This window comes from Shewanella submarina (genome assembly GCF_042646185.1).
Classification (GTDB): domain Bacteria; phylum Pseudomonadota; class Gammaproteobacteria; order Enterobacterales; family Shewanellaceae; genus Shewanella; species Shewanella corallii.
In genome coordinates, this window is sequence record NZ_JBHRTD010000012.1 from 466115 (window position 1) to 478921 (window position 12807).

The window sequence follows — 12807 nt, forward strand, 5'->3', positions numbered from 1 at the left end:
CCCAGTTTGCAATTTTGCCAATCAATCTTTGAGTAAAGGAGCAAAAGTCGACTCCAGCCCATTGAGCTTAATCTCATAAACCAATGCCAATTGCTTGCCCAGCTTGCCTTCAGGAAATCCTTTGCTGTGAAACCACACCAGGTAAGGCTCAGGCAGCATCAGCAGCCTTCTACCGGCATATTTGCCAAAGGGCATAATTTGATTAATGGCTTCCACCAACTCCTGTTGCATATATTTTCCACCCGCATTGAATAAGCGGCCATTTTATGTCGCTCTATCCATGGTGCAAAGCGCTCACGAATCAATATTAAGCAAGACGACGGAGTTCTACCCGGTTTGAACGCCGCCAAAGTTAGCTGCTAACAGTAATTTTTTGCTGTTTTTATAGAACTTAATCAAATAAGAAACTTCAGAAACATTACCTGCAGCAATTAAAATGAGTCGCAAATATCTACAACCAGAGAAAGCCCGCCTCATCTACAGCCAGCGTCAATATTCAAACTCCAGGTAATCAACTGTATTCATTGAATTTATCTGACAAACGCACAAAATGTTACGCATTTGTCAAATGACTGTCATTTGCCACAACAAGTCAATATTACGTCCTACCGTCAATTTGCTGAAACTGTCATAAATCAGACAGTTGAATACGTGCTGGCAGACATCTAGATTCAAACCATGGATTTTAATTCAGTCTCATCTGATTCAGCTGGGCTGACCTGTGTTTGGAGAGGACACAATATGATTATTTTAGTAGGTGGAGAAAAAGGTGGCAGCGGTAAAAGCTGTCTGGCGCAGAATCTGGCGGTCTTTATGACCAAGGAAGCCGGGGCTTCAGTCATCATGGTTGACTGTGATCCTCAAAGAACAACTTCTGATTGGATTCAGGCACGTAATAACAATGAAGATTTGCCGGGCATCAACTGCGTTCAGCTTTACGGAAAGATACGCAATGACCTGCTGAGTCTCGAACAGCATTACGACTGCGTGATTGTCGATTGCGGCGGCCAGGATAACCTGGCGCTCAGAGCAACGATGTCAGTAGCATCTCACGTGCTGATGCCATTGCGACCAAAACGCCGGGATTTGAAAACTGTTTCCCACATGGATGACGTCATTGCCACCTGCTTAATGATTAATCCAAAGATGAAAGCGTCTTTTGTGATTACTCAGTGCCCTAACCTGCCAAGCCAGGCGAACCGCATTCTTGAGGCCAAAGAGGTGTGCCGCACCTACGACATCAACGTACTTGATGCCATCACCTATGCTCGAAACATTTATGACGACAGCGAAGAGTCTGGAATGTCAGTGATGGAGATCGACCCGAAAGGCAAAGCTGCAGCAGAAATCCGCGCGATTGCCTGCGAAGCAATGGGGGTCGATAACGCCGAAGCTCTGAAGTCCAAGCTTGGTAAGGTGAAACTGGAAGAAGCGGGAGGTCAACATGGGTCTGGCAGATCTCAAGAAAAACGCTTCGCCAGCTAAGCTGTCGCAGCAACTGAGCCTGGAGGAGTTCATTGATGGCGCTACTCTGTACGCCATGGGCATGCAACGTCATACCTCTCAGGCTGCCAATGACTGCTGTAAACATAAAGGTCGCAGGTTCAGAAATGCCACCTTTACGCTGAGCGAAACCAGCATACAGCAGCTGACAGAGATGACGGGCGATGGCCATATTGCCAAATCAAAGCTCCTCAGAATCTTGATTAATGAGCACTTCAACCACACTAAGGAGACTCAGGCGCAGATAGAATCTGCCAGCTCAACCGAATAACAATAAGTGAGGTATTCAGGGTGTCAGCAAACGACCTGAAACCTTCAATATAATCGCCACTCCGGATTATGCCGGCAGATCCTCCCTCTCCCGCTATGGGGAGGAACTGATACAGAGTTCAGGCTCCGTATCTGTCCCTTCCCGGGGTCTTGCCGGCCCCTTTTCTTGATTTCCATCACATTTGTCCCCATCTCTTTAACATCATCCATTCACAGGCTCGAACTATGTTTGCAATCCTGCTGGTTTCACTGCTCGGTCTGGCAGCTATTGTGTGGCTTGCCTCGGGACCGGCCCGGGTTAGACTCAGGCGACAACAGGTAAGACGTCAGCCTTTTCCGAAAGCCTGGCGCGAGATAATCAAGCGCAGAATACCGATATTCAAAACTCTGCCCACCCACCTGCAATTGCAACTGAAAGACCATATCAAAGTCTTTTTGTCAGAAAAGCAGTTTGTGGGTTGTGATGGCCTGAGCATTACCGATGAAATCCGGGTGACCATTGCGGCTCAGGCCTGTCTGCTGTTGCTTAACCGAAACACAGACTACTACCCAAAGCTCCGGCAAATTCTGGTCTATCCAGCCGCCTTTATCGTCGACAAAGAACAGCGGGATGGTAATGGCCTGCATTTTCAACACAGGGCGGTATTACTTGGGGAGTCATGGGAAGAGGGGCAGGTTATCCTGAGCTGGCAGGATACCCTCAAAGGCGCAGCCGATCCGCGGGATGGATCCAACGTAGTGATCCATGAGTTTGCCCATCAGCTTGATCAGGAGGATGGTAGCGCCAATGGTGCACCACCTTTGGCCCATCCTGCAGATTACAAGAGCTGGTCCGATACCCTGGGCAGAGAGTTTTCAGCGCTGCAGTACTGTGCCCATAATGGCCTGCCATCTCTGTTCAGCTATTACGGGGCAACCAATCCGGCCGAGTTTTTTGCCGTGATTACTGAAGTGTTTTTTGAGCAACCCGATGAGTTTCTGAACCTGCATCCTCAACTGTACCGGGAGTTGAGTCACTACTACAGACTGGACCCATTGCAGTGGTAAACAAGCTTCACTCCGGCAGATAACAACCAGCAGTCATCGACGGGACAGTGCAAAACAGAGGTTGGCCTGACGGGTAAAGTGCAAAAATGCGCCATATTGCTCATCATTAATAACTGTTTGTTTGTCCCGGTTAGCGCCGTAAAAGATGCCAATTACCTTGCTTTCGACTACCAGAGGCGCGGCGATTAAGCCTCCGGCCACCAATCCCTTCACAGGGTCAGGAATCCCGGTATCCCCCCTTAGCGGTTGTTTCAGCTTTATAACAGGCTCAAATACGCTGGCTGAATCGAGCGGTAACTCCTGCAGCAGCTGTTGGCCCCTGTCGTCCAATCCCAGCACGATTCTGAGCAGCAGCCGATTCCGATCCCGACTCAACAGAAATACGCCGCAATGATTGAGGCCAACGCCATCTTTAAGGCCAGTCAATGTGGTCATCACCACTTCATTGAAATCACCGCCTGACTCTGCCAGGGCGCTGAGTTTTCTCAGTTGCATGAGTTGGGTAGCATCATCGCCGATACTTTGCTGCTGATCCTCATTGCCATGAGCCACCTCCAGCGGTTTATCTGTGGTTTCCCTCAGATAATCAGCCATCCCTTTTGCACCATAGGCTTCCGCCAGCTTCATGGTGGCGTGGGTACAACGCTGGACCTTGGCTCTGAATTCCCGTTCCGGCATATCCAACACTGAAGCGGCTTTAGTCACAAAACTTGCCAGCTGCTCTTCATCCCCCCTGGTCATGGCATCGCTGATGGCATTGGCCAGATAGATACACTGCACTTCTCCGGTTCTCTGCAGAGGATCCTTCAATGAGCTGGTCAGTAACTCTCCCAGACCCCATTGACTGGCCAGCCCCTGAGTTAATTGGTTGAAACTGGTCCCCAGTCGCCGCCGGACGATGGTATTGACGTCTTCAGGGTTGGCTAGATCCAGCTCGTTAACCAGAAACAGGGCATCCTCCGCCCCTGTGCTGAGAAATGCACTTTCGCCCAGGTGGTAAAGCAAAGCCGCAATAAACACCTCTTCCTGACTTTGCTCATCCAGCTCAGGCTGCATCATTCGAGCCAGCATAGCCGCCTGAAATGAGCCTGCCATACGGGCCAGCAAGCGGCGATGAACTCTGGGATCCAACTCCCGTGATTCCAGCAAGCTGCTGATAAGCCGGGCTGTCAGGCAAATATTTCGCAAAGAGTTAAATCCCAGTACCACGGCTGCCCGGCTGACTGTGGTGATCTGATTTCGGCCCTTGTTGTAAATAACGCTGTTGGCAACGCGCAATATGCGGCTGGTGAGGCCGTTGTCATGCATTACGCTGCGGCCTAATTTGGACAGTGACGATATGTCATCCTCGCTGAGTGACTCCAGGCTTTTCACCATAGAGCAAAGCGCGGGCATCTCCTCATCGCTGATGCGGTGAACCCAATAACCCAGTCCCTTATTTTCCTGTTTGGCCAGAGCCACTATGCCGTCCTCCATATCCCGAATATCACAAGTATAGATATAAAAAAGGCGGCCTGACGGCCGCCAAAAAACACAAGCAATACAATCACTGGAAGGGAAACCGAACGGGGAGTTGTTCGATTATCCTTGGTTTTCCCTCAAAAGAGGGTCAACCATGTCAGAGAAAGCCTCTGACGTGTCGGCCGCCAATAGGGCAACGACCGACTTTTGAAATCCCGACTGCGGCCAGGCCCTGGGAAAACAAACCGGGAAGTGAGTTCACCGGGAACTCACCCGGGCGACACAAGACGCCCGGATAGCATTACAGCAAGTTAGAACTGCTCCTCTTCAGTGGAGCCGGTCAGTGCTGTCACTGAGGACTGACCGCCCTGAATCACATTGGTCACCTTATCGAAGTAGCCTGTGCCCACTTCCTGCTGGTGAGCCACAAAGGTATATCCCTTCTCGGCCGCTGCGAATTCAGCCTCCTGGACCTTCTCAACATAGTGCTTCATACCTTCACCACGAGCGTAGTCGTATGCCAGGTCGAACATGTTGAACCACATATTGTGGATACCGGCCAGAGTGATGAACTGATACTTGTAGCCCATATCGGACAGCTCCTGCTGGAACTTGGCGATGGTGGCGTCGTCCAGATTCTTCTTCCAGTTGAAAGAAGGTGAGCAGTTGTAAGCCAGCAACTGATCCGGGTACTGGGCATGAATCGCCTCAGCAAAGCGGCGGGCCTCTTCCAGATCCGGCTTGGCAGTTTCACACCAGATAAGGTCAGCATATGGCGCATAAGCCAGACCACGGGAAATCGCCTGATCCAAACCGGCATTCACGCGGAAGAAACCTTCACTGGTGCGCTCACCGGTCAGGAAGTCGCGGTCATATGCATCGCAGTCAGATGTCAGCAGATCCGCAGCATTGGCGTCTGTACGGGCAATCACCAAGGTTTCCACGCCGCTGACATCGGCTGCCAGACGGGCAGCAACCAGCTTTTGCACGGCTTCCTGAGTGGGTACCAGAACCTTGCCACCCATGTGACCACATTTCTTCACCGAGGCCAGCTGATCTTCAAAGTGCACACCAGCGGCACCGGCATCAATCATGCCTTTCATCAGTTCATAAGCATTCAGTACGCCACCAAAGCCCGCTTCAGCATCAGCCACAATCGGCAGGAAATAATCGGTAAAGTTCTCATCACCCGGATTCACACCATTGCCCCACTGGATCTGGTCGGCACGGCGGAAAGAGTTATTGATACGGCCAACGACGGCTGGCACTGAGTTAGCAGGATACAGGGACTGATCCGGATACATGGTGCCCGCCAGGTTGGCATCTGCTGCGACCTGCCAACCTGACAGATAAATCGCTTCAATACCGGCTTTAGCCTGCTGGACAGCCTGACCACCCGTCAGTGCCCCCAGAGAGTTAACATAGCCTTTCTTGGCACCACCGTTTACCAGTTCCCACAGCTTGGCAGCACCCTTGGCTGCAATCGTGTTTTCAGGTACCACAGAGCCGCGCAGTGCAACCACTTCTTCGGCAGTGTATGGACGGCGTACGCCAGCCCAGCGTGGGTTCTCGGCCCAGTCTTTTTTCAGGGCATCAATCTGTTGTTGTCTGGTCAGTGTTTCAGTCGCCTTGGTCATGGTCTTTCTCCTTCCTTATATTCGCTCACGCTGCTGGGCAGCTATTGTTTGTTTGAGTTATTCCGTTAACATCCGGTAGCCCGGCAGGGTTAAAAAGTCCACCAGCTCATCTGCTGTCGTAATCTGCTCCAGCAGCACTGCGGCCTGGGTAAACTTGCCATGGGTAAAGGCCTCTGCCCCCACTTCCTCTTTCACGTTGGCCAGTTCCTGCACCAACATATCTTTGAATAGTTGCTTGGTGACCAACTTGCCGTTGGACAGGTATTGCTCATGCTGGATCCACTGCCAGATTGAAGCCCGGGAAATCTCGGCAGTGGCGGCATCTTCCATCAAGCCGTATATGGGCACACAACCATTGCCACTGATCCAGGCTTCGATATACCTCAGGGCAATTCGGATATTCAGCCGCATCCCCTCTTCGGTGCGCTCGCCATCACAGGGGGCCAGGAGTTCGGCAGCCAGAATCGGTGCATCAACATCCCGGGTGATATGCAGCTGGTTAGCATGACCTTCACCTATATACTCGTTAAAAATGCCCATGGCGGTGTCGGCCAGCCCTGGGTGTGCCACCCAGGTGCCATCGTGACCATTGCGGGCCTCCAGCTCTTTGTCGCCTCTGACTTTTGCCAACACCTGAGCATTGCCAGCTTCATCTTTGGCAGGAATAAAGGCCGCCATTCCGCCCATTGCCAGTGCACCGCGCTTGTGACAGGTTTTCACCAGCAGTCGCGAGTAGGCACTGAGAAACGGCTTATCCATGGTTACCTGCTGACGGTCAGGCAAAATACGGTCCGGATGATTCTTAAGGGTCTTGATATAGCTAAAGATGTAGTCCCAGCGGCCACAATTCAGCGCCACTATGTTGTCTTTGAGTTCAAACAGGATTTCATCCATTTCGAACACTGCCGGTAAAGTCTCAATCAAACAGGTACACTTGATAGTCCCCGACGCCAGACAGAACCTCTCTTCAACCATTCTGAATACTTTGGCCCACCAGCGGGCTTCGAGATGGCTTTCCAACTTGGGAATATAGAAGTAAGGCCCACTGCCTTTGGCCAGTAACTGGTGATAGTTGTGGTAGAAGTACAGAGCAAAGTCACACAGGGCACCCGGGATAGGCTTACCAGCGAACTCTATGTGCTTCTCCTTAAGATGCAGACCTCGCACTCTGGCTATCAGTACTGCAGGATCTTCCTTCAATTGGTAATGCTTGCCGGTCTGCTCATTGGTAAATGAGATATCACCGCGCACCGCGTCCATCAGGTTTATCTGCCCCTGAACCACTTTCTCCCAGGTTGGTGACAGTGAGTCCTCAAAATCAGCCATAAATACTTTTACGTTCGCATTCAGGGCATTAATGATCATCTTACGGTCAACGGGTCCGGTAATCTCAACCCTGCGATCCTGCAGATCTGCAGGAATCCCACGAACTTGCCAATTGCCCTCACGAACTTCTCTGGTGTGAGGCAGAAAATCCGGCAGCTCGCCCTGGTCAAACTTACGTTGCCGCTCACCGCGGGCCTCCAACAAAGACTCAAGCTCATCCATGTAGTTGGCACACAGTACACTGAGCAGGTTCAATGCACCTTCAGTGAATACCTGCTGCTGTCCCTCAACATACGCGCCAACAATATTAAGTTGCCCCTGAGTTTGCGCCTTTTGTTCGTTGGTCATATCTGCCTGTGTCATGTCCGTCCCCCCTACTCGTCTGGATGCTGTTATGAGCGCTGCAAGTCTGGGTTACCCCAGTCTCTGCTTTGCTAGCTCAGTGCGTTAAATCCCCAGTTGAGCTTTCATTTGTTTGTTTCCCACAAAACCTAATAACAAAAACTTTCGAAGGCAACAGTTCACGCATTGACCGAAAGAGAATAAATATCATCGAAAACTGAATATAAATTGGTAAGACCAAGCACAACAAAATCACATTAACCATTGTTTTAAATGAATTTATTTTGGCAATAAAAATCCACAGATCCAGCTCACAAAAAGTTGTCTTACAAATTGACCAAGGCACACGCTAGTTATTTTTTTACGACATTTAAATACATTACGGAACATATTAATTACACCTTAAATTAGACCAAAGTCGCTCCTCCTTTTGCAGGAGCGTTTATTTCCACCTATTGACCGATAAAAATTTAATCATAAAAATCAGCACCTTAATCAAGGCTCACTGACATATGAGTTTAAACGGTCGTTTGAATTTGACGTTAACGTCAACGAAAGCGAGGTCGGATACAGTGAATAGGCTGCAAGAAAGTATGTCAGGTGACTACCTGAGAGATTTATTTTGGTTTTTCTCAAAAAAAGTTCAAAAAATTGCCAAATTTGCGCCCGAATGGGGCGCAGATTTGGTGCAGGCACTGAAAAGTGATTAACAAGAGATTCAGGAGCTGTTCGATGGCCAAGGGAGTTGGCAGTTAGTATCCTAATGGGAGCAATGGCGCATAGGGAATAATGGTGCAGCCAGCCTGATATCTTTAGAGGGTTTAAAAGGCCTCAACTGCTGTCCACAGCGCCTGAGCGCCGCAAGATAGACTTGACTGTGACCTCTTGTCTGTACAGTCAGTTGTTGTTGAACAATCGAGGCCGTCAGACCTGAGGCTTCAGTCGTGACAGAAATAGAAAATGTGTTGTACCTGGGAGGCGATAACTGACTGAATTGGGAATGGCCACTTCAAAGCGTTAGACGTTAAATCACTCGACAGCTGTTGATGCACCAGAATGTCGCAATAAGGATAAGAAATCGTGAAAACAGGAGCGCAGCTTATACTTCCTGGTTGTGCCTGCCATAAACCACAACCTGATTACCTCCGGACTCCTTGGCCTGATGCAAAGCGATATCGGCTCTGGCCAGAATAGGATCCAGACTCAGGTCCCCTTCATTGGAAACACTCACGCCCAAACTGGCTGTGAGTTTAAATGCTTCCTCTGCATACCTGGGCTCCATCTCCATCACCAATAGCCTGATTGACTCAGCCACACTTTCAGCGTCTGTCGCAGGCATATCCGGCAGGAATATCGCAAACTCTTCACCACTCAGGCGAACCAGAATATCCATACGCCTTAGTTTGGCTTTGATACCATCAACCAGCATCCTCAACGCCCAGTCTCCGGTGCTATGGCCATGTTGATCATTAACGGCTTTGAAGGCGTCCAGATCAACCATAATGGCAGACATCACCGAATGACGGGCCATCACTGAAACATAGGTATTCTCAGCCTTGGTAAAGCCAGTACTACGATTCATTACGCCGGTCAGGCTGTCATATTGCGCCATACGCTTGTACCGCCCACGCTGGGTATAGCCAAGAATGATAACGATAAGGCAGATCATCAAGCCCGCTGCTGCCACCAGCAACAACAAGGTCAGATTGGATTGCTTCTGATGTTCAGTAGCCCTTTGCTCAACATAAACCCCTCTCTCCTGCTCAAGCAGGTGGATATGTCGGTCCTTCTCATCGCTGTCGAATTTAGCCATTTGATAAGCGAGAGATTTTGCAGATGTATCTGTCATCAGACGCTCTGCATACTCTATATATTCCTGCTGATGCTGATAGGCCTGTTTGTAGTTGCCTGCATCGTAATGAAGTTGTGCGAGAACTTGTGAAGCTTTTTTTAACGCATGCAGATATTCGGGTTTATCCCCTTTCCTGATCACCCTCAGGGCATATTTTTCCGCTTCAACGGGCTGCTTCAGTGCCAAATAAGTTTCGGCAAGAATTGAATTAACATCTGTAATCTCCAATTCATAACCAGTCTCAAGGTACCCTTGCTCTGCTCGCTTAAGGTAAACCAGAGCATCCTTAAGTTCGCCTTGTTTGATCAGGCTTTCGGCTTTACCCTTCTGGGACATGGCGACCATCAGCGAGAGGTCATGTTCACCGCAAAACACTATGCTTTGATCCAACCATGATGTGGCCTTTTCTAACTCTCCCAGAGAGAAAAAGCTCAGGCCAATAAAAAGCATAGAGGTACATTGATTAACTGGATCGCGACCATCGTTTAACTGGTACGCCAAAATTGCATACTCCGCAGCTTCCTTATATGCACCAAACTGATAATAGACATTTAGAATCCTGTTGTATCCCTTTACCTGCAGTTCAACGTCATCAATTTCATCAATCCGACTAAGTACCTTCCGGATATGAATCAAACTCAGAGGATAGTCTTTTCGCGAAATCGCCACAGTAGAGAGAAGGTAATGAATCGAGACAATTTCGTCAGGCGATTGAGCGGTTTTCAGTGACTCTTTCAAAATCGCAACTGCGTCATCGTAGCGGCCGTCTAACATAGCCTGAATGCTGAGCTGAAAATAAAAACGTGTTTGCTGGGCAGGAGTGAGCTCAACACCACTTTCTTTTATGTCTTGAATAATGGATTCGCCCCGAGCAGGCTGAGTCAACATAACCTGCTCGAGCTCGGCCAACAGACGTTCAATATCTTCCGTTGAGGCCAACACCTCAACAGATAAGACAAAGAAAACAATCCAGCCGTGAATCCACTTCATTCGGTTAACTTGCTACTTGGATGGAGTCTGAATGTGCACGTAGTTACCGTAAATACTCTCGTCTCCACTAAGCGTTTTTATTTTTTCCTGATCACCGGACATCACGGCCAGGATCTCTTCATCAGTCAATCCATATGATTTCATCACGCCCTTAGGATCCTGCTTATAGGCTTCCATTAACTTGGCATCACTGGCCAGCTGTTCAAAAAACTCATTAAACTTACTCATGGGTACTCTCCTTAGTTTTTAGTGTTATAAAGCCCTGCTAACTAACCAAAATCCTCAGGAGTAATGCCCAACTGCTGAAGTAAATCATAGTTGTATTCCTGAGGTCTGGATGGCGGTATCAGCAATGTACTGGCCGCCGTCAGTCTTGTCCCTGGCAATGCCTGCAATTCCAGCCAATCAATTCTTGGCTGCTGAACAGGTAAATTGGCAGCTTCATAAATCGCTACCTGATGATCTGCGGGATACCATTGCTGCAGATATCTCACCAAAATGTCCAACCGTTCCGATGTCGTGCTGAACTGGGTCAGGGTATGCTCGCCTGCCAGCGCGATTTGCCACAGTAACAGGTGCGCGGCCGGGTCCGGTGTCCGCTTAAAAAACATAAATTGACTGGCTTCAAAGCTCTGGTGACCATAATCACCGGGATCGATCCCCATATCAGCCCATAAACAGGCTTCTGCGGAGATCCCCGGCTCCATATGAGCCTCAAACCCTTCTTCACGAGCCTGTGCTATTGCCATATGTGGTACACAGGCAAACACCCCTGGATGACCATAAAATGCGCCAACAACCTTTTCTCCAGCTCTGATCGCCTGCATCATGGCATTCACCATCTGCTGATAGGTATCCCGTCTATTCTTGACTTCTCCAGGCCGGGCATAAAACTGCTGCAGATTCACCAGGCTGGGGTTCAACCGTGCTATCCACTGCTGAGTATGCGCATCTGGCATCAGCGTGAAGATTTTATCTGCATGCTCAATATAGCTGCGACTGATCACACTAATATGGCCAGCCATCTTGAGGCCGGTACCGACACAAACCAAAGACCCCTTTGACATAATCCCTCACATCACAAATTGTGTTATCCACCAAAACCCTGGTCAAACAAAGTTTGAAATCAGGCATCATTTTGTTAACTCAACAAAACCAATGCAACCTTTTTAAAACCAGCCGCTTACTTTTCACTCCGCCTTACATAGCCCAGTTTGTATCCGCAAAGAAAAAGGCGGAGTAATTACTCCGCCTGAATGCTTAAATATTGTTGAATACTTAATCTGCCATGAGTGGATCACAATCCATAAAAAAGATTTTGTAACAAACTCCTACAAGGGGGTAGTTATGCCCGAATTCCGGCCCGGCCAATGAACAAAGACGTAAACCCCAAACGTCTCATCATCTCCATCTTTGTCATCTGCCTGCTGGTCACTGAACGCAGTTAGCGCAGAGATCTCAGCCTCACAGATCCCGAACTGCTTGATGGTACTTTCAGGATAGAGGTGATACGCCTGCATCAATGGTGCATTAGTGGCCAGAGCTTCCATAAACTGATTTAGTTTACTCATACCAGCTCCTTAATTTTATTACTGAATTTCAAGTGCTGAATAAATACCTGGTCAGAGAAGCGAATATTCACTGCATCACCAAAAACAGCGATCCCAGCGAAACTATTTACGTTTGGATGGGTCAATATCACTGCCATTTGGGCAAAAATCAACCTTGGCGGAGCAATAGAATGACCCGCTGGAGTCAAGCAACCTTGTCACTGGCCTCAGCCCTTGGGTATGATGTGGCCAGATTTTCAATCGAACAGTAAAAACAATGATAAATAAGAAGCAAAGTGTCACCCTGCTCGGCGCCGCCCTGTTGTCAGTCTCTTTGAGCGCATGCAGTGTTTTTGACTGGCTGGTGTATAAGCCAGATGTGCCTCAGGGCAACTACATGGAACCTCAGCAGGTTGAAAAACTACGCATCAACATGACCAAAGCTCAGGCAGAGTATGTGCTGGGCCGTCCGGTATTGCGTGACAGCTTCGCAGATGATACCTGGTACTATGTTTACCACTTCAAAAGTGGCCGGGATGCCAGTATTACCCACAAAGAGTTGGTACTGCACTTCGATGATGACAAGCTGGTGAAAGTAGACGGTGACTATGAACTCAGCGCTGAGTTTGATACCCCGCTGGAACAAAGCAGCTTGCCTACCGGTGTTGCTGAACCCTCAGAGCCTTTGCTGCCTAAGCAACGTGGCGATGCCAAACCTTTGGTAGAAGAGAAGAAGCCTTTGTCACAGCAGCAGGAGCTGGATCAGGATAAAGCCTGATGGTATTAAGCTTGTGCTTGAACTAATAAAGCCCGCACTGAATGCGGGCTT

The 12807-nt window shown here is 49.1% G+C and carries 12 protein-coding genes; 4 read left to right on the forward strand and 8 right to left on the reverse strand.

Annotated features, from left to right (window positions below):
* Window positions 1–21: 21 nt before the first annotated feature.
* Window positions 22–231 carry a DUF3820 family protein gene (locus ACFOE0_RS11025; protein WP_248935905.1) on the reverse strand — a complete coding sequence of 70 codons (210 nt, stop codon included), beginning with the start codon at window positions 229–231 and terminating at the stop codon, window positions 22–24.
* Window positions 232–741: 510 nt separating this feature from the next.
* On the opposite strand from ACFOE0_RS11025, the gene ACFOE0_RS11030 reads away from it, so the two are divergent.
* The 3 genes from ACFOE0_RS11030 (at window position 742) to ACFOE0_RS11040 (ending at window position 2820) form a co-directional block, all read left to right on the forward strand.
* Window positions 742–1485, forward strand: a complete 744-nt coding sequence (locus ACFOE0_RS11030) for an AAA family ATPase (protein ID WP_248935906.1) — start codon at window positions 742–744, stop codon at window positions 1483–1485.
* Window positions 1445–1774, forward strand: a complete 330-nt coding sequence (locus ACFOE0_RS11035) for a hypothetical protein (RefSeq protein ID WP_248935907.1) — start codon at window positions 1445–1447, stop codon at window positions 1772–1774. Before ACFOE0_RS11030 ends, ACFOE0_RS11035 begins: the two co-directional genes overlap by 41 nt.
* Before the next feature lie 224 nt (window positions 1775–1998).
* Window positions 1999–2820 (forward strand): M90 family metallopeptidase, encoded by an 822-nt coding sequence (locus tag ACFOE0_RS11040; protein WP_248935909.1) that lies wholly within the window; start codon window positions 1999–2001, stop codon window positions 2818–2820.
* Between the two features lie 33 nt (window positions 2821–2853).
* Here ACFOE0_RS11040 and ACFOE0_RS11045 read toward each other — a convergent pair whose 3' ends face one another.
* The 7 genes from ACFOE0_RS11045 to ACFOE0_RS11075 all read right to left on the reverse strand — a co-directional run bounded on the left by ACFOE0_RS11045 (window position 2854) and on the right by ACFOE0_RS11075 (window position 11999).
* The gene (locus tag ACFOE0_RS11045; protein ID WP_248935910.1) at window positions 2854–4296 is read right to left on the reverse strand and encodes an HDOD domain-containing protein; all 1443 of its coding nucleotides are present in this window, start codon (window positions 4294–4296) and stop codon (window positions 2854–2856) included.
* 296 nt (window positions 4297–4592) lie between these two features.
* Window positions 4593–5918 (reverse strand): isocitrate lyase, encoded by a 1326-nt coding sequence (gene aceA / locus ACFOE0_RS11050; protein WP_248935911.1) that lies wholly within the window; start codon window positions 5916–5918, stop codon window positions 4593–4595.
* Window positions 5919–5975: 57 nt separating this feature from the next.
* The gene (gene aceB / locus ACFOE0_RS11055) at window positions 5976–7607 is read right to left on the reverse strand and encodes a malate synthase A (RefSeq protein WP_248935912.1); all 1632 of its coding nucleotides are present in this window, start codon (window positions 7605–7607) and stop codon (window positions 5976–5978) included.
* A 1078-nt stretch (window positions 7608–8685) separates the two neighbouring features.
* A complete protein-coding gene (locus ACFOE0_RS11060) occupies window positions 8686–10428 on the reverse strand; it encodes a tetratricopeptide repeat-containing diguanylate cyclase (RefSeq protein ID WP_248935913.1) in 1743 nt (580 codons plus the stop codon).
* Between the two features lie 12 nt (window positions 10429–10440).
* The gene (locus tag ACFOE0_RS11065) at window positions 10441–10656 is read right to left on the reverse strand and encodes a hypothetical protein (RefSeq protein ID WP_248935914.1); all 216 of its coding nucleotides are present in this window, start codon (window positions 10654–10656) and stop codon (window positions 10441–10443) included.
* A gap of 41 nt (window positions 10657–10697) precedes the next feature.
* Window positions 10698–11495: an SAM-dependent methyltransferase gene (locus ACFOE0_RS11070; RefSeq protein WP_248935915.1), complete on the reverse strand. Its 798-nt coding sequence runs from the start codon at window positions 11493–11495 to the stop codon at window positions 10698–10700.
* Window positions 11496–11759: 264 nt separating this feature from the next.
* Window positions 11760–11999: a hypothetical protein gene (locus tag ACFOE0_RS11075; RefSeq protein ID WP_248935916.1), complete on the reverse strand. Its 240-nt coding sequence runs from the start codon at window positions 11997–11999 to the stop codon at window positions 11760–11762.
* A gap of 256 nt (window positions 12000–12255) precedes the next feature.
* Between ACFOE0_RS11075 and ACFOE0_RS11080 the strand changes: the two genes are divergently transcribed.
* A complete protein-coding gene (locus tag ACFOE0_RS11080) occupies window positions 12256–12756 on the forward strand; it encodes an outer membrane protein assembly factor BamE (protein WP_248935917.1) in 501 nt (166 codons plus the stop codon).
* The last annotated feature ends 51 nt before the right edge of the window (window positions 12757–12807 follow it).

What these genes read in the sequence shown, in the direction of transcription:
- ACFOE0_RS11025 (WP_248935905.1), bottom strand. Translation starts at nt 231, where the DNA reads ATGCAACAGGAGTTGGTGGAAGCCATTAATCAAATTATGCCCTTTGGC.
- ACFOE0_RS11030 (WP_248935906.1), top strand. Translation starts at nt 742, where the DNA reads ATGATTATTTTAGTAGGTGGAGAAAAAGGTGGCAGCGGTAAAAGCTGT.
- ACFOE0_RS11035 (WP_248935907.1), top strand. Translation starts at nt 1,445, where the DNA reads ATGGGTCTGGCAGATCTCAAGAAAAACGCTTCGCCAGCTAAGCTGTCG.
- ACFOE0_RS11040 (WP_248935909.1), top strand. Translation starts at nt 1,999, where the DNA reads ATGTTTGCAATCCTGCTGGTTTCACTGCTCGGTCTGGCAGCTATTGTG.
- ACFOE0_RS11045 (WP_248935910.1), bottom strand. Translation starts at nt 4,296, where the DNA reads ATGGAGGACGGCATAGTGGCTCTGGCCAAACAGGAAAATAAGGGACTG.
- aceA (WP_248935911.1), bottom strand. Translation starts at nt 5,918, where the DNA reads ATGACCAAGGCGACTGAAACACTGACCAGACAACAACAGATTGATGCC.
- aceB (WP_248935912.1), bottom strand. Translation starts at nt 7,607, where the DNA reads ATGACACAGGCAGATATGACCAACGAACAAAAGGCGCAAACTCAGGGG.
- ACFOE0_RS11060 (WP_248935913.1), bottom strand. Translation starts at nt 10,428, where the DNA reads ATGAAGTGGATTCACGGCTGGATTGTTTTCTTTGTCTTATCTGTTGAG.
- ACFOE0_RS11065 (WP_248935914.1), bottom strand. Translation starts at nt 10,656, where the DNA reads ATGAGTAAGTTTAATGAGTTTTTTGAACAGCTGGCCAGTGATGCCAAG.
- ACFOE0_RS11070 (WP_248935915.1), bottom strand. Translation starts at nt 11,495, where the DNA reads ATGTCAAAGGGGTCTTTGGTTTGTGTCGGTACCGGCCTCAAGATGGCT.
- ACFOE0_RS11075 (WP_248935916.1), bottom strand. Translation starts at nt 11,999, where the DNA reads ATGAGTAAACTAAATCAGTTTATGGAAGCTCTGGCCACTAATGCACCA.
- ACFOE0_RS11080 (WP_248935917.1), top strand. Translation starts at nt 12,256, where the DNA reads ATGATAAATAAGAAGCAAAGTGTCACCCTGCTCGGCGCCGCCCTGTTG.